This window comes from Bifidobacterium adolescentis ATCC 15703 (genome assembly GCF_000010425.1).
GTDB classification, from domain to species: Bacteria; Actinomycetota; Actinomycetes; order Actinomycetales; family Bifidobacteriaceae; genus Bifidobacterium; species Bifidobacterium adolescentis.
In genome coordinates, this window is record NC_008618.1 from 97,951 (window position 1) to 116,717 (window position 18,767).

13 protein-coding genes are annotated in these 18,767 nt (G+C 60.7%); 10 read left to right on the forward strand and 3 right to left on the reverse strand.

Annotated elements, in window-relative coordinates; translation table 11 throughout:
* Positions 1-21: 21 nt before the first annotated feature.
* From BAD_RS00385 to BAD_RS00395, 3 genes are all read left to right on the forward strand, one after another.
* Complete coding sequence (locus BAD_RS00385) at positions 22-777, forward strand: ABC transporter ATP-binding protein (protein ID WP_229027003.1); 756 nt, start codon at positions 22-24, stop codon at positions 775-777.
* Between the two features lie 367 nt (positions 778-1,144).
* Positions 1,145-2,437, forward strand: coding sequence for an ABC transporter substrate-binding protein (locus tag BAD_RS00390; protein ID WP_041777201.1), 1,293 nt, complete (start codon positions 1,145-1,147; stop codon positions 2,435-2,437).
* A 381-nt stretch (positions 2,438-2,818) separates the two neighbouring features.
* A complete protein-coding gene (locus tag BAD_RS00395; RefSeq protein ID WP_011742623.1) occupies positions 2,819-3,904 on the forward strand; it encodes a LacI family DNA-binding transcriptional regulator in 1,086 nt (361 codons plus the stop codon).
* Positions 3,905-3,964: 60 nt separating this feature from the next.
* Here BAD_RS00395 and BAD_RS00400 read toward each other — a convergent pair whose 3' ends face one another.
* On the reverse strand, positions 3,965-4,918 hold the full coding sequence (locus tag BAD_RS00400) for an aminodeoxychorismate lyase (protein ID WP_011742624.1): 954 nt from the start codon (positions 4,916-4,918) through the stop codon (positions 3,965-3,967).
* A gap of 304 nt (positions 4,919-5,222) precedes the next feature.
* Between BAD_RS00400 and BAD_RS00405 the strand changes: the two genes are divergently transcribed.
* The 6 genes from BAD_RS00405 to ilvC (BAD_RS00430) all read left to right on the forward strand — a co-directional run bounded on the left by BAD_RS00405 (position 5,223) and on the right by ilvC (BAD_RS00430) (position 13,406).
* Positions 5,223-6,035: a putative hydro-lyase gene (locus BAD_RS00405; protein WP_167524177.1), complete on the forward strand. Its 813-nt coding sequence runs from the start codon at positions 5,223-5,225 to the stop codon at positions 6,033-6,035.
* A gap of 127 nt (positions 6,036-6,162) precedes the next feature.
* Positions 6,163-6,588 carry a LamB/YcsF family protein gene (locus tag BAD_RS09440; RefSeq protein ID WP_231837098.1) on the forward strand — a complete coding sequence of 142 codons (426 nt, stop codon included), beginning with the start codon at positions 6,163-6,165 and terminating at the stop codon, positions 6,586-6,588.
* Between the two features lie 253 nt (positions 6,589-6,841).
* A complete protein-coding gene (gene gtfA / locus BAD_RS00415) occupies positions 6,842-8,356 on the forward strand; it encodes a sucrose phosphorylase (RefSeq protein WP_011742626.1) in 1,515 nt (504 codons plus the stop codon).
* 291 nt (positions 8,357-8,647) lie between these two features.
* The gene (locus BAD_RS00420; protein WP_011742627.1) at positions 8,648-10,240 is read left to right on the forward strand and encodes an MFS transporter; all 1,593 of its coding nucleotides are present in this window, start codon (positions 8,648-8,650) and stop codon (positions 10,238-10,240) included.
* 478 nt (positions 10,241-10,718) lie between these two features.
* Positions 10,719-12,068 carry an MFS transporter gene (locus tag BAD_RS00425; protein WP_011742628.1) on the forward strand — a complete coding sequence of 450 codons (1,350 nt, stop codon included), beginning with the start codon at positions 10,719-10,721 and terminating at the stop codon, positions 12,066-12,068.
* Positions 12,069-12,353: 285 nt separating this feature from the next.
* Positions 12,354-13,406: a ketol-acid reductoisomerase gene (gene ilvC, locus BAD_RS00430; RefSeq protein WP_003807354.1), complete on the forward strand. Its 1,053-nt coding sequence runs from the start codon at positions 12,354-12,356 to the stop codon at positions 13,404-13,406.
* A 196-nt stretch (positions 13,407-13,602) separates the two neighbouring features.
* Here the strand turns inward: ilvC (BAD_RS00430) and ilvC (BAD_RS00435) are convergent, their stop codons facing one another.
* Complete coding sequence (gene ilvC, locus BAD_RS00435) at positions 13,603-14,643, reverse strand: ketol-acid reductoisomerase (protein ID WP_011742629.1); 1,041 nt, start codon at positions 14,641-14,643, stop codon at positions 13,603-13,605.
* A 426-nt stretch (positions 14,644-15,069) separates the two neighbouring features.
* Between ilvC (BAD_RS00435) and BAD_RS00440 the strand changes: the two genes are divergently transcribed.
* Positions 15,070-16,920, forward strand: a complete 1,851-nt coding sequence (locus BAD_RS00440; RefSeq protein ID WP_041777202.1) for a sialate O-acetylesterase — start codon at positions 15,070-15,072, stop codon at positions 16,918-16,920.
* Positions 16,921-17,057: 137 nt separating this feature from the next.
* Here the strand turns inward: BAD_RS00440 and BAD_RS00445 are convergent, their stop codons facing one another.
* A complete protein-coding gene (locus BAD_RS00445) occupies positions 17,058-18,587 on the reverse strand; it encodes an amino acid permease (protein ID WP_003807358.1) in 1,530 nt (509 codons plus the stop codon).
* Between the last annotated feature and the right edge of the window lie 180 nt (positions 18,588-18,767).

An 18,767-nucleotide genomic window follows, 5' to 3' on the forward strand; every position in this document is an offset into this window, starting at 1 on the left:
CTGACCCGCGCGCAGATCCACATGGGCGAGCCCGAAGGCGAACCGTTGCTCGACGCGGTCGATTTGGTGGCCGGATACATTCCCGGCGTGAACATCCTGAACGGCGCATCCCTGACCCTGCATGAAGGCGAGATCGTTGGTATCATCGGCCCGAACGGCGCAGGCAAATCAACCCTGCTCAAATCATTGTTCGGCCTGGTGCACATCCACTCCGGCAAGCTGCTGCTGAAAGGCGAGGACATCACCAACCTGCGCGCCGACAAACTCGTCTCCCGTGGCGTCGGCTTCGTGCCGCAGACCGAAAACGTCTTCCCCAGCCTGACCATCGCGGAAAACCTGCACATGGGCGCGTTCCAAGCACCGAAACTGTTCAACGAACGCTTCGACTACGTGTGCTCCATCTTCCCCAAACTCGGCCAGCGCAAAAACCAGCTCGCAGGCCAACTCTCCGGCGGCGAACGTCAGATGGTGGCCATGGCCCGCGCCCTCATGATGAAACCATCCGTCCTCCTGCTCGACGAGCCCTCCGCAGGCCTGTCCCCAATGCTTCAGGACGAAACCTTCATCCGCGTGCGCCAAGTCAACAAAGCCGGCGTATCCGTGGTCATCGTCGAACAGAACGCCCGCCGCTGCCTGCAGATCTGCGACCGCGGCTACGTCCTCGACCAAGGCCGCAACGCCTACTCCGGCAAGGGCCGCGACCTGATGAACGATCCGAAAGTCGTCTCCCTCTACCTGGGCAACCTGGAAGAAGAGGTTCAAGAGGAAGGAAGGTAGGACCCAGGAAATCGCGGAACGGAGCGTATACCGCCTTTCCTTGCCGCTCGACGTACGTTCGTACGCCTTCGGGCTCGGACGGCGGTCTCCGCACGCGTTCCGCGATTTCCCCCTATGATTCAAAATTCTCAATTCCGATTACCGCTGTTGGGGCACTGCCCGACAGTGGCTTCGGCATGCCTGAAAACAAGCTCAAAACCTTGTGTTTCCAACAGTTTTCGGGCTTCACCTTCGGTTAACTTCACGCATACACATTCGGTTTCCTCGGCACTTATAGTGCGATTCAAGATGGTCGAGCAACACATCTCGATAATCGTCACCAAGGGTTCGGCAATCAGCGGAGCCAAGAGAGGAAACGGTGATTCAAATGAAGAAGATCAACATGAAGGGCATGAGGAAACTGTCCATCACAGCCACCGCCATGGTGGCCGCCGCAGTCATGGCGCTCGCCGGCTGCGGTTCATCCAACTCGTCCAGTTCATCCAGCAGTTCGGCAAGCACCTCCGGCACCAAAACCAGTAAGTTCGTGCTTGGTGGCCTATGGCCGGAAACCGGCTCACTGGCCTACCTGGCCCCGCCGGAACTGGCCGCCGAAAAACTTGCCGTCAAAGACATCAACGACGCTGGTGGCGTGCTCGGCAACAAAATCACCACCGTCGACGCCGACACCTCCGACGCGGACCACGCCGACCAGAACACCTCCGCCGCCCAATCCGTCCTCAGCAAGAACCCGTCGTTCATCATCGGCCCGGCCTCCAGCTCCGTGGTCAAGAACACCTACAAGTCCATCACCTCGCAAAACATTCCGATGCTGTCGATGGGCGCCACCTCGGCCAGCTTCTCCGGCCTTTCCGACTACTTCTTCCGCACCGTCGCCCCCGATACCGTGCAGGGCGCGGTCATGGGCAACCTGATTGCCCAGGACGGCGTGCAGAAGCTCGCCATCGCGGTCTTCAACGACGAATACGGTACCGGCCTGCGCGACACCATCGTCAAAACCGCATCCGCGGCAGGCGTCGACATCATCTATGGCGAAAAGGACACGTTCGACCCGACCGAAACGAACTTCTCATCCATCGCCACCGCCATCAAGGCATCCAACCCCGACGCGACGCTCGTCATCGCCTTCGATCAGACCAAACCGCTGCTGAAGGCGCTCGCTTCCGCCGGAGTCAACACCAAGAAGCTGTACTTCGTGGACGGCAACACCTCCGACTATTCCAGCGAACTCGACGCGGGCCTGCTGGAAGGCTCGAAGGGCACCATCCCGGGTATCAATCCGTCCGACGACTTCGTCAAGCGCCTCGAATCCACCGGCGTCGACCTGAAAAACACCACCACCTACGGCGCTGAAACCTACGATGGCATCATCCTCGCCGCGCTCGCCGCACAGAAGGGCGGCAGTGCCGATGGCAAGACCATCCAGGCCAATATGGCGGCCGTCTCCGGATCCACCAAGGGCGAGAAGTGCGATTCCTACAAGGCCTGCGTTGCCCTGCTGAAGGACGGCAAGGAGATTCAGTACAAGGGCCAGACCTCCATCGGCGCGTTCAACGACGCGCATGATCCGAGCTCGGCTTCCATCGGCGTCTATAAGTACGACGCCGACAACAAGCCGGTCTTCGACCACTCCCAGGAAGGTTCCGTACCGAAGGCATGACGGTCGGTTCGTCCGTGGTGCGGACTGACGTGATGGCCGGACGTGACGGCTGACGGCCAAGCCACGCAACGCAAGGGGCGGTGCGACGCAAGCGAGATGATCGCAAGTGTCTCACCGCCCCTTTTGCGGGCGGAACGCGTGTGGAGTACATGCGGAGCGTGCGTGGAAGATGCGTGGAACGCGTCGTGAAACATACGTCGTTCACGGGTGAAAAAGTGGATTTTTCGGGGGAATTGAAGAGGGGGAGGGCGTCTTTCGTCAATTGATAGTTCATATTGTGCGAACGATTGCAAAGAAACGTTACAGATGCATGTAAAATAACACATAATATCGCGATTTGTAAGGAAACATCCCGACGATGCGGGGGAGAGGTGTTGGGCAATGGTCGGCATGCGTGACGTGGCGAAAGAGGCCGGGGTTTCGCTGAGCACGGTTTCGCTAGTGGTCAACAAGACGGGCTACGTGTCCGACGACATGCGCGCGCGCGTCGAAGCCGCCATGAAAGAGCTCAATTACGTGCCCAACGAGCTGGCACGCAACCTGTACAAGAACCGCACGAACCTGGTCGGCGTGATCGTGCCGACCATCCGCCACCCCTTCTTTGCCACCCTTACCGCGCATCTGCAACGCGAGCTGGCCGCGCAAGGACTGCGCACCATGCTGTGCTCCACCGCCGACGCGGAAAACGGCGAGGTTGAATACGTGGACATGCTGCGCCGTCACATGATGGACGGCATCATCGTCTGCTCGCACACCACCCATCCGAACGATTACTGGACGTCCATCCACCGCCCGATCGTCGCCTTCGACCGTGTGCTGGGCGGCGGCATCGCGTCGATCGGCTCCGACCATGAGCAGGGCGGCCGGCTCATGGCGCACATGCTGGTCAACACCGGCGCGCACCACGTGGTGATGATCGGCGGCCCGCGCGACCAGTTCTTCGATTTGGCGGCGCGCAATGGAGACAGCCCGGACGATTTCGACCTGCACAAGACAACGTTCCCGACCGTCCGCTACTACCTTGCGCTGGAGCAGGAGCTGAAAGCGGCCGGCGTGCGGTACGAGTACGTCGAAGCCGGCAATGTGGAGGATTTCCAAGGGTATAAGAACGCGGTGAATGCTGTGCTCAACAGTATGCCGGTGGACGGCGTCGATGCCGTGGTCAGCTCCGATATCGGTGCCGCGCTTTGCGTGCGCGAAGCGATGCGGAGGCATATTTCGATTCCGCGCGACCTGCAGATCATCGCCTACGACGGCACGTATCTGACCGACCTGGCCGGTATGAAAATGACCGCGGTGGCGCAGAATTTCGACAAAATCGCGCAGGTCGCGGTCGGCAATATCGTTCGTGCGATCGCCAAGGAAGGGGATGCCAAGGCAGATACGACAAGCGCCACGGGACGCAAGCCGTACGAGCCGGACGTGCTGATTCCCGTGACGCTCAAACTGGGCGATACCACCCGCTAAGCGGGCCGTATCGCCCATCATTGGACGGGCCGTTTTACCTGCTAAGCGGGTCGTTTCGCCTTATTCGTAATCGCCGGTCGGACCGATTTTCAACGCGTCCTCGTGCGTGCGGCCCGAATGGATCGCATCGTTGATCGCCTGGATCTCCGCTGCATCCACGGCAAGTGCGCGCCCGTCGATCGCGCTGATCGGAATCGACCATCCGCCGTGCGTCATGTACAGGCTGTCCGCTTCGCGTAGTTCGGCGATCGGCAGCTTCCTGTACTCCGCCTTTTTGCCTTCTTCAAGCGCCCAGGCGAACATTTCGCGCTGTGATGTGCCATTCAGAATACCGATGCGCGGGTCGGGCGTGACGAACGTATCGCCATAGCGTGCCACAATCGACGAATTCGGGCATTCCATCGTGTAGCCGTCCTCCGTGAACAGAATCGCGTCGCCGACGCCACGGCGGGCGCATTCGCGGTGCACGGCGCAGTTGAACGCGTAGCTCAGCGTCTTCGCGCCGTTGAGCAGCCACGGGGCGCGTGCGGTGATGTCCGACGGGTAGCCGCGCGTCATCGAAGCCATGGTGATCGGCTCCAGCGAATGCAGCGTGCCCTTCGCGTCAAGGAAGATGTAGACGGTCGGCGTGCGGTCGGCCGCCTTGCCCACGCCGGTGTCCGGATCGAGACCACGGGAGACGATGATGCGCAGCATCGGACCGGGTTCCGGATCGTCATACTGGTCGATGACCAGCTGGACCGCGCGGGTGAGCGCTGGAATGTTCGGTTCCGGCATATCCACCAGACGGGCCGAATTCGCAAGACGCTTCAGATGGTTCTCCAGCGAGACCGGGAAACCCCTCCATACCGTGGTCGCTTCGAAAATGCCGTCGCCGCGCAGCGCGCACAAATCGAACGCGTTGATGATGGGACTTTCCGGATCGACGAAACGAACCAGATCCGCGTCGGGCGCCACGCCTGAGCCTCCGAATAGCGTCTTGCCGTTACCGACTGCCAGAACGATCGAACTCATGGGAACCTCTCTTCCGCGCTCCGCGTCTTTTGATTGCCGCTTTATTGCTGTTGCGCTGTTGTGTTGCGTCAGCGTTCGCGTGCGTCTTCGGCGTCCAACCTAACCATGGTTTGTTTCCACTTGGCACCGCCAATTTGCAATGCGGAAACATACGCGTCATGAATCGCGCGGCTCCCGTAACGTTCGGCGACCAAGGTGAGGGAAAGCGACTCTGAACGTCCGTTTCTGCGGAATCGGATTTCGGAGTTCGTCGGCAGTTCGTTCGGAAAAGGCCGGACGGCGGCCGACGGGAAAGGTAAGCGCAATGGTGGATGGGATGTCCGATATGGGAACAACCGAACTTGGCGCGGCGAGCACGCCCGAACAGGCGCGCGCCGCGTTCCGTGACGGCCTGGTCCGCCCGACCTGCGGCATTGCGCAAGGCTACGCGCAGGCGAATCTGATGATTCTGCCCAAGGAGCAGGCATTCGATTTTCTGCTGTTCGCGCAGCGCAATCACAAACCTTGTCCGCTGCTGGAAGTGATGGAGCCGGGCGTCACCGCACCCGTCACCGCGCCGGGCGCCGACATCCGTACCGACGTGCCGTTGTACCGCGTGTGGAAGCGTGGCGAACTGGTAGCTGAAGTGCCCGATATTCGCGAGTATTGGCGATCCGATTTGGTCACGTTTGTGATTGGCTGCAGTTTCACATTCGAGTTTCCGCTGATGGAGGCGGGCGTGCCGGTGCGGCACATCACGGCAGGCCGCAACGTGCCGATGTACGACACGTCGATCGAGTGCCGTTCGGCCGGCGCGTTCCATTCGACGATGGTCGTGTCGATGCGTGGCATTCCGTCTACGCAGGTGGCCGACGCATGCCGGATTTCCGGCTATTACCCGTCCGTGCACGGTGCCCCCGTATGTGTGGGCGACCCGTCCGCGATCGGCATCGACGACATCATGCATCCCGACTATGGCGATGCCCCCGTGTTGGAGCCGGGCGATGTGCCGGTGTTCTGGGCGTGCGGCGTGACCCCGCAGGCCGCGGTGATGGCGTCCAAACCGGAATTCGCGATCACGCACGCGCCGGGGCACATGTTCATCACCAGCAAACGCGATTTGGAATACATGGTGTGAGGCCGAGCGGCAGGTTGCGGGGCGCGGCATGAGATGCGTGCTGCGGCGACTGCGGCAGAAGGGACGTCGCGGCTGAAGAACGCTGCGACGGTAGAACGACGGAAAGGCGACGGAAGGAATGGAAACGATGGCTGTGCAGGAAACAGACGGAAAGCAGACGGCTATGCGAATCGATATGAACAGCGATATGGGCGAAAGCTTCGGTCGTTGGACGCTCAGCGACGACGAGGCGCTGCTCGACGTGGTTTCCAGCGCGAACGTGGCGTGCGGCTTCCATGCGGGCGACCCGTCCGTCATGCTGAGAACGTTGTCATACGCGGCGTCGCGGGGGGTAATGGTCGGGGCGCATGTGGCGTACCGCGACCTGGCCGGATTCGGGCGCCGCTATGTGGACGAGTCCCCCGACGAACTCAAGGCGGACGTGATGTACCAGATCGTCGAATACGGCGGCCTCGACGGCGTGCATATGACGAACGTGGCGACCGTCGACGGCCTCGAACCCGACCGTTACTTTAAGCAGGTCGGCCAGCTTACGGACTGCGCCCGCAGCTGAAGTCCTGTGCCCAAGGCTGAGAGCCCTGCGCTCGCGGCTGCCCCCGCATGTCCGTCGCTTTCGAATCGGGCGCCGGAGACATGCGCCGCGATTCGGCCGAAAGCCGGTTCGACACGCCCGAACACCGGTTGCGGTTTTGGTGTCGAGCCCCATTTTGCGGTAATATCGAACCGGTTCGACACAACCGTGGGAATGGCCGTAAGGACTCCCGCAAAGAATCTCGCAACGACTTTTTGGAACCGAAGGAGGCTCCATGAAAAACAAGGTGCAGCTCATCACTTACGCCGACCGCCTTGGCGACGGCACCATCAAGTCGATGACCGACATTCTGCGCACCCGCTTCGACGGCGTGTACGACGGCGTTCACATCCTGCCGTTCTTCACCCCGTTCGACGGCGCCGACGCAGGCTTCGACCCGATCGACCACACCAAGGTCGACGAACGTCTCGGCAGCTGGGACGACGTCGCCGAACTCTCCAAGACCCACAACATCATGGTCGACGCCATCGTCAACCACATGAGTTGGGAATCCAAGCAGTTCCAGGACGTGCTGGCCAAGGGCGAGGAGTCCGAATACTATCCGATGTTCCTCACCATGAGCTCCGTGTTCCCGAACGGCGCCACCGAAGAGGACCTGGCCGGCATCTACCGTCCGCGTCCGGGCCTGCCGTTCACCCACTACAAGTTCGCCGGCAAGACCCGCCTCGTGTGGGTCAGCTTCACCCCGCAGCAGGTGGACATCGACACCGATTCCGACAAGGGTTGGGAATACCTCATGTCGATTTTCGACCAGATGGCCGCCTCTCACGTCAGCTACATCCGCCTCGACGCCGTCGGCTATGGCGCCAAGGAAGCCGGCACCAGCTGCTTCATGACCCCGAAGACCTTCAAGCTGATCTCCCGTCTGCGTGAGGAAGGCGTCAAGCGCGGTCTGGAAATCCTCATCGAAGTGCACTCCTACTACAAGAAGCAGGTCGAAATCGCATCCAAGGTGGACCGCGTCTACGACTTCGCCCTGCCTCCGCTGCTGCTGCACGCGCTGAGCACCGGCCACGTCGAGCCCGTCGCCCACTGGACCGACATACGCCCGAACAACGCCGTCACCGTGCTCGATACGCACGACGGCATCGGCGTGATCGACATCGGCTCCGACCAGCTCGACCGCTCGCTCAAGGGTCTCGTGCCGGATGAGGACGTGGACAACCTCGTCAACACCATCCACGCCAACACCCACGGCGAATCCCAGGCAGCCACTGGCGCCGCCGCATCCAATCTCGACCTCTACCAGGTCAACAGCACCTACTATTCGGCGCTCGGGTGCAACGACCAGCACTACATCGCCGCCCGCGCGGTGCAGTTCTTCCTGCCGGGCGTGCCGCAAGTCTACTACGTCGGCGCGCTCGCCGGCAAGAACGACATGGAGCTGCTGCGTAAGACGAATAACGGCCGCGACATCAATCGCCATTACTACTCCACCGCGGAAATCGACGAGAACCTCAAGCGTCCGGTCGTCAAGGCCCTGAACGCGCTCGCCAAGTTCCGCAACGAGCTCGACGCGTTCGACGGCACGTTCTCGTACACCACCGATGACGACACGTCCATCAGCTTCACCTGGCGCGGCGAAACCAGCCAGGCCACGCTGACGTTCGAGCCGAAGCGCGGTCTCGGTGTGGACAACACTACGCCGGTCGCCATGTTGGAATGGGAGGATTCCGCGGGAGACCACCGTTCGGATGATCTGATCGCCAATCCGCCTGTCGTCGCCTGACGGAAAATTTCTTGCGATTACGTATTTTCTTGCGATTACGTACGGCCTTGCGATTGCGTTCCACCTTGCGGTCGCGCACCCGGTCCGTCGCACCCGGTCCGTCGGGCGGACGGCAGTGGCCGCACGTGTTGGTATCGTAAGTTGCGTTGAAGAATCGCCCGAATGCGCTGAAGCAATGCGTCCGGGCGATTTTCGTATGTGTCGCTCGTAGCGGGCGGGCGCATGCGTGGAGTATCGAAGCACATGAAACGCGACAAGCAGAAAACGCGATAAGCCAAGAAAACAGCAGATATGACCGAAGACAATCAGAATAACGAATTCAAACCGCAGCCGCTGCCCGGCCAGGTGTTCATCCGCCCGGGCATCGACGATCGCCCCGATTATGAGAAGACCCTGACTCCCGAAGCGAAGGCGGCCATGCGCCGGCTGTCGGTGCAGCAGCATCCGCGTATTCCGGAAGCGTCCAACGAGCGTCCGGAAACCCAGGCCGCGCGCATCGCATCGGAAGGTGGAGCGCCCCTAACCGCGGCCGCGCATCTTGACGTGGCTGTGCCGAACCTCGAATCGTCCTTCCTCGACCTGCGCGACCCGATGACCGCTCCGGACGGCACCAAGCCGACCGCAATGCAGGCCAACCGGCTCGTTGCGGGTTTTGCGCTTGGCTCAATGCTGCTGTCCGCTCCGATGGCGGCGTTCAACACGGTGCTCATTCCGCAAACCGTCAGCCGTTTGTCGGGAATCAACCGCGTCACGGATTTGGCGATGCTCGTCATCGCAGGTGCCATCATGACGTTCCTGCTGAATGCATGCATCGCCGTCGGTTCCGACCATTCCTACTGCCGGTTCGGGCGCCGTACGCCATGGATCGCCAGCGGCAGCGTATTGGCGGCTATCTGCATGGCGATTCTTTCCGCATGCGATTTTCTCCCGTGGGCCGTGTTCTTCTGGCTGGCCACGCAGGCCGCGTATGCGATGGCGGCCATACCGTTCGCCGCCGCGTTCGGCGAACGTGTGCCTGACAAGTTCCGCGACCGCGCCGATTCCTGGCACGGCAAGGGGCTGGCGCTTGGCCAGCTGGTCGGCGTCGCCGTGGCTGTTGCGCTGACGCCGCATGCCGGTGGCGAAGGTTGGGATGGCACTACGGGTTTCGCGATGCTGGTATTCGCGGGTTGGCTTGTCGTCGCGGCCGTCGTTACGCTGTTGATATTGCCGTTCGAAGGGGCCAGCAGCTACCTGCCGCGTAGGGATGTTGAGAAAGGCGATTTCTTCTCGCAATACCGTCCGCCGCAGAACGCGCCGAAGTTTTCTGTGGCATTCGCGGCCCGCATGTTCGCCGTTGCGGCCACAGCCGGAATCGCCGTATATCAGTGGTATCTGGCGCCGAATATCGTCGGCAATACCGATGAGGCCGGTTTGTTCGGCATTGCCGGTGCCGGATCGGTGGTTGTGGTCATGGCCATCTGCACGTTTGTCGGTGCTTTGATTGCGGCGTTGCTGCTTGGCCGCGTCGTCAGCCTGTTTGGCGATCTGCGTATTCCGGCCGTCGCGTCCGCCGTGTTGTTCATGGTCGCTGCGCTGCTGCCGTTGCTGATGGACGACGGTTTCCTGGCGGTTGCGCTGTACGCCCTGCTTGCCGGCTTCGCATACGTGGTGTTCGATGGCGCCAGCCAAAGCTTGGATCTTGCGATGCTGCCGGATGTGCGTTCCGTGGGCCGATCGCTTGCCGCTTATAGTCTGGCCAATACGTTCGGCACGATACTGGGCGTCGCTGCCTGCGCCGCGGTGATTGTGGCGACCGGTGCCACCGTGCTGATCTTCGCTGTCGCCACTGTTTCGATGCTGTTGGCGGGTCTGCTGACATTGCGGTTGAAATCGCAACAATGACGGCGACTATGACGGTGCTAGATCGCCAATGATTGGAAAATAAAGCGAAACGGCGCGTCCACATAGTGAACCTTTAGTGGATAGGGGAGATGGACGCGCCTATGTTTACGGCTTAGTTCGAGCGGAAATCCCGCCCGGGGAAATGACTTTGCGAAAGGAGGTTCGCCACGATGAACGGAATGGTCGCACACGTACTGCTGTCCGCACGAATTATTATTCCGCTTTCGTTGGCGGACTGATTCGAGCATTGCGGCTTCAATCCCTCGCCAACGAAGGCAGGGTTTGAGGCGCGCGTAACACACACGTTGATGGCCCTGCATAATGCGGGGCCATTTTTGTTGCAGCCCACAAGGCAGACGCAGCGAAAACCTTTTGAAGCCGGCCGGCATAGCGCACAACAGAAAACAGAAAAACTACAAACAACATCGTTATCGGCGGAAGTTGGGAACCGGTAACAGGACGTACAGGGAGTACATCAATGAGTACAGTCGAAGCGGCCGCTGGCAAAGCGCAGGCGATGGTCCGCGATTCGGTCAAAACCGTGATCGCAGCATCCATGGTCGGCACCGCCATCGAGTTCTACGACTTTTACGCATACGGCACCGCCGCTGCGAATTATTTCCCGAAGGTGTTCTTCGGAGACACCACCAATCCGACCGTCGCGCTGCTGGCCAGCCTGCTGACCTTCGCCATCGCGTTCATCGCCCGTCCGCTGGGCTCGTTGGTGTTCGGCCACTTCGGCGACCGTATGGGCCGCAAGACCACGCTGGTGGTCTCCCTGCTCACCATGGGCATTGCCACCTTCCTGATCGGCTGCCTGCCGACCTACAACCAATGGGGTGTCGCGGCCGTCGCCGTGCTGTGCCTATGCCGCTTCGTGCAGGGCATCGGCCTTGGCGGCGAATGGTCCGGCGCCGCGTTGGTGGCCACCGAGAACGCTCCGGAAGACAAGCGCGCGCTGTACGGCTCCTTCCCGGAGCTGGGCGCCCCGATCGGCTTCTTCCTGTCGAACGGCACCTACTTCCTGCTGGAGACCTTCAACGACAATGACGCGATGCTTGCCTGGGGCTGGCGCGTGCCGTTCCTGCTGTCCTCCATCCTCGTGATCGTCGGCCTCGTCGTCCGCGTCCAGATGGAGGAGACCCCGATCTTCCGTATGGCCCAGGAGCAGAAGAAGGTCGTCAAGTCCCCGCTTACCGAAGTGTTCAAGAAGAGCTGGAAGGAAGTCATCCAGGCCACGTTCCTGGTGGCCGTCACCTACACGCTGTTCTACACGCTGGCAACCTGGTCCCTCGCTTGGGGCACCAAGACCGTCGAGCAGGGTGGCGGCAACCTGGGCTTCACCAACCAGGAGTATCTGCTGATGCTGATGATCGCCGTCTGCGTGTTCGCCGCGTTCATCGTGATCTCCTGCGTGAACGCCGACAAGTTCGGCCGCAAGCGCGTGATCATCATCTCCTCCTGCTGCCTCATCGCGTTCGCCCTGCTGTTCCCGTTCCTGCTTGATCCGGCGGTCGTCGGTCAGCGCAACTTCGCCACCAACCTGCTGTTCCTGTGCATCGGCTTCGCTCTGATGGGTACCGCGTTCGGTCCGATCGGCGCCTTCCTGCCGGAACTGTTCGACGCCAACGTGCGTTACTCCGGCTCCGGCATCGGCTACAACCTGGCTGCCATCGTCGGCGCGGCCTTCGTGCCGACCATCGCCACTTGGCTGTCCCATCATTGGGGCGTGCATTCCGTGGGCCTGTACCTCGGTGTGATGGCCCTGTGCTGCCTCATCGCGGTGTTGAGCTGCAAGGAAACGAAGAACGTCGACTTCACCAAGTGACGCCGACCGGCTTGCCGGGCTGCTTCGCTTGGGGTGGCTCGGAGCCTTAGAAAAAACGTTTGACGTGAATATAGCCACTATGTGAACGCCAACAGACATCATAAAGAAAGCGGTACTAGAACAGTTCCGCAGGAGAGGCGGAGTGGTTCCTCGGACACAATCCGGGGGGAGCAACATCCTAGGAATCACTCGCCGTGATAACAACCGAAAAAAGAATAGAAAATAGCGAGTTTGTTCGGAAAAAGCAAGTTCCGAATCGCAAAAAACAATAAAGGAGCGCCAATTATGGCAGCAACTATCTGGTACGAAAAGGACGCCGATCTGTCCGTGTTCGATGGCAAGAAGGTGGCCATCCTCGGTTACGGTTCCCAGGGCCACGCCCATGCGCTGAACCTGCGCGATTCCGGCGTCGACGTCGTCGTCGGCCTGCGTCCTACCTCCAAGTCCGTGGAGTATGCCAAGGAGCAGGGCCTTGAGGTCAAGCCTGTTGCCGAGGCCGTTGCCGAAGCCGACGTGGTGATGATCCTGCTGCCTGACCAGTACCAGGCCGCCGTGTACAAGAAGGACGTCGAGCCGAACCTGAAGCCGGGCGCTGCTCTGGCCTTCGCTCACGGCTTCAACATCCACTACGGCTACATCAAGCCGTCCGAGGACCATCCGGTCTTCATGGTCGCCCCGAAGGGCCCGGGCCACATCGTGCGTCGTGAGTACGCCGCTGGCCGTGGCGTCCCGGTCGTCGTGGCCGTCGAGCAGGATCCGGATGGCAAGACCTGGCCGCTGTGCCTGGCTTACGCCAAGGCTCTGGGCGCGCTGCGTGCAGGCGCCATCAAGACCACCTTCACCGAGGAGACCGAGACCGATCTGTTCGGCGAGCAGGACGTCCTCATGGGTGGCATCAACCACCTGTGCGATATGGGCTTCGATGTGCTGACCGAGGCTGGCTACCAGCCGGAGATCGCCTACTTCGAGGTGTTCCACGAGCTGAAGATGCTGGTCGACCTGGCCAACGAGGGTGGTCTGAACAAGGCCCGTTGGTCCTGCTCCGACACCGCCCAGTACGGCGACTACACCTCCACGGTCATCACCGAGGAGACCAAGAAGCGCATGCAGTACCAGCTCAAGCGCATCCAGGACGGCTCCTTCGCCAAGGAGTTCATGGATGACCAGGCCGCTGGCGCTCCGAAGTTCAAGAAGCTGCAGGAAGAGTACAGCCACCCGCACCTGGAGACCGTTGGCCCGAAGCTGCGCGCCATGTTCTCCTGGAACAACCAGGTGGACGCCGACGCCGATATGGCCGAGTCCTTCAACGGCAAGATCGCTCGTACTCAGGTTCAGTGAGATTGCTTCGCTAGCTGCATAAGCTATTTAGCGAATTAGAAAGCGTCGCCCGCTTCGTGCGGACGGCGCTTTTTGCATATCGTCGTGCGTGCGACGGTTGCGTACGTTCCGGCATAACGAAAGGCCGCCACCCAACTTGGGCGGCGGCCTTTAATCGCAGTTAATGCGATTAATCGCAATGAATGCGAGACGTTACTCAGCCACGGGCGATCTTGCCGGTGAAAGTGGCCATGTCAGCGTCGTCATCCTTGCCGTTGTTCCAAGAGAACATGGCGCGCAGCTTCGGGCCAACGCTCTCGATACGCACGTTGCCGTATTCTTCCTGCAGCTGCTTGAACTTCGGAGCGCCAGCGTCCTGATCGTCGATGAACTCCTTGGCGAAGGAGCCGTCCTGGATGCGCTTCAGGTGGTACTGCATGCGCTCACGCACGTGCTCGTCGATGCAGGTGTTGGTGTAGTCGCCGTACTGGGCGGTGTCGGAGCAGGACCAACGAGCCTTGTTCAGGCCACCCTCGTTCATGAGGTCGACGAGCATCTTCAGCTCGTGGCAGACCTCGAAGTAAGCGATCTCCGGCTGGTAGCCAGCGTCAGTGAGGACCTCGAAGCCCATTTCAACGAGCTTGTTCACGCCGCCCATGAGCACGTTCTGCTCGCCGAACAGATCGGTCTCGGTCTCTTCGGTGAAGGTGGTCTTGATGGCGCCTGCGCGCAGGGCGCCCAGAGCCTTGGCGTAAGCCAGGGTGATGTCCCAAGCGTCGCCGCGCGGATCCTGTTCGACGGCCACGACGACCGGGACGCCACGGCCGTTGGCGTACTCACGACGCACGATGTGGCCCGGGCCCTTCGGGGCGACCATGAAGACCGGGTGGTCCTCGGTCGGCTTGATGTAGCCGTAGTGGATGTTGAAGCCATGAGCGAAGGCGACGGCGGCGCCCGGCTTGATGTTCGGTTCGATGTCGTTGGCCCAGATGGTGCGCTGGTACTGATCGGGAGCCAGAATCATGATGATGTCGGCCTCGGCGGCGGCTTCCGGAACGGACTTGACTTCCAGACCCTGCTCCTTGGCGTGCTCGACGGACTTGGAGGTCGGGCGCAGGCCGACGACGACGTCGACGCCGGAATCGCGCAGGTTCAGCGCATGGGCGTGGCCCTGGGAACCGTAACCGATGATGGCAACCTTCTTGCCTTCGAGGACCGAGAGATCTCCATCGTTCTCATACCAAATTTGTGCAGCCATTGTACTTGGCACTCCTTTTGTGTAGTGGGGTGAACGCTTGGAAAGCGTTCGGGTTTCTACCATTCGCAGATGAAATTCGTGGTTTCGTGCATGGATTTTGTCCTGCAAACTGGGGTCCATCCTACCGGAGCGGCCGTTTTGGTACGTATCCAGTCCACAAAGTGAGCCGCGAAATCGTAAAAAATTCGTCGCGGCGCAATCGTGATACCTTTCCTGCGAAACCCCTAAGGAAGCGACGTTTCGGGCCGTTGGAATGTTGTTTCCGTTGGGAATTGCGATTAAGCCCCTACCGAAGCGACGTTTCAATCGCTGAAAATGACGTTTGTGTGGGCAAGCATGTGCTTATTTAGGTGACGCTTCATGCATTTTGGTAGGAAAGTGGCTTAGGATAGGCACGTAGGATTGTTTGATGAGGAAGCTGAAGCAATGGTCACTGCGACGGGGATTGCGCCTGGTTCCGAAATGACGGCGCAGATGGAGCAGGTGGAGGAGCGTAATGTCTCGGGCGTGCTGCATATCGCCTCGATTTTCGCCTCGCACATGGTATTGCAACGCAACAAGCCCATTGCGGTGTTCGGCGCATTGGCTGCCGATTGCGCCGGTATGGAGGTTGTGGCGGAAATACACGACTTTGACGGCTCCCTGATTGCGCAGGAACATGCTTATTCTTCGCAGAACGTGGTCAACGGCTTTTCGCAGTGGCGCGTGATGCTGCCCGCGCAACCGGAAGGCGGTCCGTACACGCTTCGTATCGTCGCGGGCAATGATGCCATCGAATTCGACGACGTGCTTATCGGCGAAGTGTGGCTCGCCGGCGGCCAAAGCAATATGGAACTTGAGTTGCGTAACAGCGAGCATGCCGACGAAGCACTTGAGGATTGCGCCGATCCGCTGCTGCGTTTCTACAATGTGCCCAAAACCGGTGTCATCAATCGCAATGCGGAAAATACGTCGAGTTGGCAGGAATCATCGCCGGAAAACAGTGGCGTGATGAGTGCCGTCGCCTACTATTTCGCACGCAAGCTGCGCTCCGAACTCGACCCCGATCTGCCGGTCGGCATTGTCGACTGCTATATCGGCGGCACGTCGATCAGCTGCTGGATGAGCGAGGACGCACTCAATTCCAGCGATGCCGGCCGCGACTATCTGACGCGCTACCAGCGTGCGATCGCAGGCAAGACGCAACAGCAGTTCGAGCTGGAAACCAGCGAATGGCAGTCGCAGATGGACGCATGGAACGCGGCTGTGGAAACGGTGCGTCAGACCAATCCGAACGCAACGAGCAGCGAGTTGAGCGAACAGTGCGGCACCTGCCCGTGGCCGCCGCCGCTCACCCCTACATCGCAATGGCGTCCGTGTGGCCCCTTCCACGCCATGCTGGAACGTATCATGCCCTACTCGCTGGCCGGTTTCCTGTGGTATCAGGGTGAGGAAGACGAGCAATACAGCGGTTCCTACCGCGAGCTGCTCGGCATGATGATCGGCGAATGGCGTGCGCTGTGGAGCGAAAATCTGCCGTTCCTCATCGTGCAGTTGCCGCAATGGATCAACGGCAAGACGGCTGCGGACGGCAACGATCCGATGCGCTGGCCGGTGCTGCGTGAGGCCCAATGGGACGCCGCGCAGTCCATAGACAACGTGTACGCCATCTGCACGATCGACTGCGGCGAATACGACAACATCCACCCGCTGGACAAGCGCACGCCCGGCGAACGCCTTGCCAATTGCGCGCTGCGGCAAATCTACGGCATGGATCGCGTTCCGGTGCACGGCCCGACGGTGCTGGGCTTCCGATGCGACCCGAACGGCCGCGTACGCCTGTTCTTCCGCTATGCGCACGGTTTGCATTTCGAAGGCACCACGCCCGGCGGCGGCGACGACGATGATTTCGATGGCCAGCTGCCGACTTTGGTGCGCGTGCCGGAACATTCCGGCTTCGAACTGGCCGGTTCCGACGGTATGTTCCACCCGGCGACCGCCGCGATTTTCGTGGATTGCGACATCGATGATCTCGTCAATTCCAGAGTGAACGTGGTCGATTACAACGCTACGGAATTCGGCATTCCGATTAACAGCCGCAGCATCGGCACGATTACGCTGGCGACTCCGGATGTGCCGGAGCCGGTGGCGATGCGATACGCCTGGCGCAGTTGGGGTCCGGCTCCGCTGTTCAACGACGACGGCCTGCCCGCGCAGCCGTTCCGTCTGGACCTGACCGACCATACCTCCCCCGTCGAGTCCGCCGAGCCCGTCACCCCCGACGGCACCGCTGACTGAGGCCGTCGGTCTGGTCGCGCCGGTCTAATCGCCCCGTCTAATCGCAAAAACGGCATTCCCATCCGGCTTTTGTTACCGTAACCAGCCGATTCGGGTAACAAAAGCCGGAAGAGGAGGCCGTTTTGTGTTTCTTGCGATTACTCAGCGGTTGCAGCAGCCGCGTCGACAATCACCGCCGCGTCCTCGCCACGCTCGCTGCCGGACTTGCCAAGCGCAAGCTGGGCGGCGGCGAACAGCACCGCCAGCCAGATGACGCCGGCGATCACGGCGATGCGATAGCTTGCGGAGAAGCACATGAGCACCACAACCAGCAGCATGAACGCGATTACCACATACGGCGTCACATTGGCGAACGGCAGCTTGAACGCGATCTTGTCGAGCGCTTCCTTGCCCTTCAGCCCCTTAAGTTCGGCCGGGCCATCGCCAGCCGCAACCATGCGACGGAACTTAATCTCCGTAATCATAATCATGATCCAGTTGATCGCAGCCGCGATAGTGGCGATCGACATCAGATAATTGAACGCGAATTCCGGCCATACGAACACGACGACAACGGCAATCGCAATAATTATCGCGGAAGTGATAACACCCCCGACCGGCACGCCTTTCTTGCTGAGCTTACCCAGGTAAGCCGGCGCGTTGCCCTGCTTTGCCAGCGAATACAGCATGCGGGAGTTGGCGTACAGGCCGGAATTGTAGACGCTCATCACGGCGGTCAGGCACACGAAATTGAGGATGCCGGCGGCCGCGTGCACGCCGACGGAATCGAAGATCTGCACGAACGGGCTGGAATCGCCGTCGATTTTGCTCCACGGAATCACCGCCATGATCACGCCGAGCGCGCAGATGTAGAAGACGAGAATACGCCAGATGATGCCGTTCGTGGCCTTCGGAATGGTGGTGCGCGGATTCTCGGTTTCGCCGGCGGTGATGCCGATGAGTTCGGTGCCGCCGAAGCTGAACATCACCACGACGAGCGCCATCAGCAGGCCGGTCCACGTGCCGTCGGCGTTGCGGGTCATCAGGCCGTGCGGCAGGAATCCGCCGTCCACGGTGAACCAGTTGGCGAAGCTCGCGCGAATGCCCGAAGCGGTCGGCACGTTGGCGATCACGACATACAGGCCGCCGAGAATCATGGCCAGCACGGCCACGATCTTGATGATGGCGAACCAGAATTCGAATTCGCCGAACTTGTTCACGCCCATGAGATTCAGCGCCGCGATGGCCACGAGGAACACCGCCGCCGACACCCACTTCGGAATGTTCGGGAACCAGTAGTTCACGAACGAGCCGACCACGGCAAGCTCCACCATGGCCACCAGCACGTAGTTGAACCAGTAGTTCCAGCCGGAAATGAAGCCCGCTCGCCGTGACCAGTAGCGCGTCGCGTAGTAGCTGAACGCGCCAGCCTTCGGATCCTCGACCGCCATCTCGCTCAGAGCGCGCACGATCATGAAGATCGCGAGACCGCCGACGAGGTAGGCGAGCAGAATGGACGGGCCGGCCAGCTGGATGGATTCGCTGGAGCCGTAGAACAGGCCGGTGCCGATGGCGCCACCCAGCGCGATGAGCTGGATATGGCGGTTTTTCAACGATTTACGGAGCGTCGGCGGAACCGGCACGTCGTCGGTTCCACGCGGCTTCTTTGCGGCGGTGACGTCGCTCATGGAGATTTCCTCTTCTCTGTTTCCTTGCGATTGCGCGTTGTGCGTTGCGCTCGCTGCTTGCGTTGCGTGCTGTTGCACGCTTGCATGTGCTTGTTTTGCTTGCTTTTTTGCGATTCGCCCTTTGTGAGGGAACGTTTCCGATTGTAGCGGGAAGCGGCGGGCAAAGTGTTGGTTTGTTCG

Bases quoted from the DNA above. Each gene is read 5' to 3' on its own strand.
- BAD_RS00385 (WP_229027003.1), top strand. From the start codon at position 22: ATGGGCGAGCCCGAAGGCGAACCGTTGCTCGACGCGGTCGATTTGGTG.
- BAD_RS00390 (WP_041777201.1), top strand. From the start codon at position 1,145: ATGAAGAAGATCAACATGAAGGGCATGAGGAAACTGTCCATCACAGCC.
- BAD_RS00395 (WP_011742623.1), top strand. From the start codon at position 2,819: ATGGTCGGCATGCGTGACGTGGCGAAAGAGGCCGGGGTTTCGCTGAGC.
- BAD_RS00400 (WP_011742624.1), bottom strand. From the start codon at position 4,918: ATGAGTTCGATCGTTCTGGCAGTCGGTAACGGCAAGACGCTATTCGGA.
- BAD_RS00405 (WP_167524177.1), top strand. From the start codon at position 5,223: ATGGTGGATGGGATGTCCGATATGGGAACAACCGAACTTGGCGCGGCG.
- BAD_RS09440 (WP_231837098.1), top strand. From the start codon at position 6,163: ATGGCTGTGCAGGAAACAGACGGAAAGCAGACGGCTATGCGAATCGAT.
- gtfA (WP_011742626.1), top strand. From the start codon at position 6,842: ATGAAAAACAAGGTGCAGCTCATCACTTACGCCGACCGCCTTGGCGAC.
- BAD_RS00420 (WP_011742627.1), top strand. From the start codon at position 8,648: ATGACCGAAGACAATCAGAATAACGAATTCAAACCGCAGCCGCTGCCC.
- BAD_RS00425 (WP_011742628.1), top strand. From the start codon at position 10,719: ATGAGTACAGTCGAAGCGGCCGCTGGCAAAGCGCAGGCGATGGTCCGC.
- ilvC (WP_003807354.1), top strand. From the start codon at position 12,354: ATGGCAGCAACTATCTGGTACGAAAAGGACGCCGATCTGTCCGTGTTC.
- ilvC (WP_011742629.1), bottom strand. From the start codon at position 14,643: ATGGCTGCACAAATTTGGTATGAGAACGATGGAGATCTCTCGGTCCTC.
- BAD_RS00440 (WP_041777202.1), top strand. From the start codon at position 15,070: ATGGTCACTGCGACGGGGATTGCGCCTGGTTCCGAAATGACGGCGCAG.
- BAD_RS00445 (WP_003807358.1), bottom strand. From the start codon at position 18,587: ATGAGCGACGTCACCGCCGCAAAGAAGCCGCGTGGAACCGACGACGTG.